This is a genomic window from Enterobacter sp. Li2LvB3 (assembly GCF_056156645.1).
In genome coordinates this window covers 1-1,909 of record NZ_JBSICG010000056.1, presented here as the reverse complement: position 1 = coordinate 1,909, position 1,909 = coordinate 1, and the positions used below count along the sequence as shown (strand labels likewise).

The 1,909-nt window shown below is 52.9% G+C and carries 3 protein-coding genes; 1 reads left to right on the top strand and 2 read right to left on the bottom strand.

Translation table 11 applies throughout. The features are described from left to right. Both ACS603_RS23355 and ACS603_RS23350 read right to left on the bottom strand, forming a co-directional pair. Positions 1–201: ESPR domain-containing protein (locus ACS603_RS23355; RefSeq protein WP_474945011.1), on the bottom strand; the 201-nt coding region annotated here is incomplete at its 3' end. A gap of 13 nt (positions 202–214) precedes the next feature. Further along, entirely contained in the window at positions 215–1,402 is a 1,188-nt protein-coding gene (locus tag ACS603_RS23350) for an autotransporter strand-loop-strand O-heptosyltransferase (protein ID WP_474945010.1), read from the bottom strand. Positions 1,403–1,803: 401 nt separating this feature from the next. Between ACS603_RS23350 and ACS603_RS23345 the strand changes: the two genes are divergently transcribed. After that, positions 1,804–1,909 (top strand): hypothetical protein (locus ACS603_RS23345; RefSeq protein ID WP_474945012.1); only part of this gene is annotated, 106 nt, incomplete at its 3' end.

Below are 1,909 nucleotides of genomic sequence, written 5' to 3'. Positions count from 1 at the left end.
GCTGTCAGCTGTCTGTCCGGTATTTACATCCGTTATGGTTGCCAGGCCGGGGGCAGACTGCAGGGAAAGCAGCCCGAGCAGCAGGGCGTGCACGCCTTTTTTCACGTTTAATTTCGGACGTCCCCCGCCAGAGGCAAGCTCAGAGGCAACCACCCACATCTGACGCGACTCACTCCAGACGGTCGCATAAATTTTGTTCATTACGGGTTTCCTTTTATTTCTTTGAGTTGTGAAGTTGAGTGACCAGGTTATTCACCTGCGTACCCGTAATAAGGCGGGTACACTCGTACTGCCTGTCTGCTCCCTTATGTCTCGGGCACCAAAAAAAATCCTGATGGTCAAAGTTCAGTGATGTGTCATCCCAGCAGCCGTTGCAGCCATGACTGCTGAACGCCCGCCACGGGGTATAAAACTCACTGTTTGGAAGGCTGAAGCCACTGATGAGCACCACGGGTATCCCGGTTGCCCAGGCAAGCCAGGACAGACCGCTGCCGAGGCCGATAAAGAAGTCGGCATGCCGGAGTATGTCCACCCGGGCCTGCAGGGGCAGGTCGCCGGTAAAATCTTCCGCGCCATGGGGGATATGGTTCCAGACCAGGCCCTGGCCATAATGGGCGTGCCTGTCGATACACAGCACCCGGTATCCAAGTGATTTCAGGTGGGCAATGACCTCACTCCAGCCATAGCCGTTATTCCAGTACTTCGCCTGGCAGGTGGACTGTGTGGCAATACAGACGTAAGGCTCCCTGATTTTACGTTTCGCCTTCAGGTTCAGCAGGGGGGGTGTCTCGCGCGGGTCGACGCCCAGGATATATCCTGCAGAACGGTGAAAACCAACCTGCCGAAAATCCACGGGTTGATGTGTGGTATTGCCGCCAAAAAACAGGCCCACGCGGTATGAGGCAAACGGGGCGGTATGCTGAACGGTCTCACGGGTGGAAAAGCGGATATCCGGATACTGGGGTGAGAGCAGGTCGATAATTTCCTGGCCCATGACGCATTCGAGCCGGCAGTGATGGAGCTGTCTGAAGCGCTCAGCGTAATGAAACCAGCCGAGTAAATCGCCCAGCGTACCGACAGGGAAAATAATCAGCACGGGCTTGTCGCGAAGACAGAGGGTTTCATCCAGAACAGGCCGAGTCTCACCCTGACGTGACACCTGGATCCGGAAGCGGACAAAATATTTTTTTGTGCTGGTCACCCAGCCGGGGCCGGTGTCACAGCTGAATAAAATACTGCCGGAGTCAGCGTCAAAAAGCGTGACACGCCACTGTCCCTCAGGAAGCAGCACACGGGCTCCGTCATTAAAATCATAAAGGATACCGTCAGGGCTTTCACAGACAGGCTTTTCAGGTGCCGGATAAAATCCGAATGAGCTGGGAGTGTGTTCTGTTTTCATCATTACGGGTGACTCAGGGTTCGTTCGTTTACTGGCTGTCGCACTGGCGCAAACAGCCAGGCGGTTATATTCACAGGAAGATAACGAACCTGCCGGACACAGTGAATTCTTTTCATCTTTGCAAAAGCACAAATTAAGAACTTACCCCGGAAACCGTTCGCAAAAGAAATATGTCATTGATATATATATGTTTATATATTTCTTTTTGGTGTCTGTTGATTTGAAAACAAAACTAAACCGTGACTGCCACTGACCTGGTCGTGACTCCGGGTTACCCCTCTTTTATTCGGCAGCGATGAACGCGTCCTGAATCGGCCATGGTTTAACAGACGCCGCAGGGTCATTTAAGATGGCGTAAAAAGAGGAGTCCATGCGCGGCAAGCGTTATCCCGGAAAGTGTCAAGTTGAATAAACCGAACTCAGACCGTTCCGCGGCAAAGCAAAAGTTCAAAATCACCAACGGGCACATCCACAACAAAGCCCTCATCAGCCGTGGCTCCCTCACTTTCC

Excerpts from the sequence above, each read along its gene's own strand:
- ACS603_RS23350 (WP_474945010.1), bottom strand. The coding sequence starts at position 1,402 with ATGATGAAAACAGAACACACTCCCAGCTCATTCGGATTTTATCCGGCA.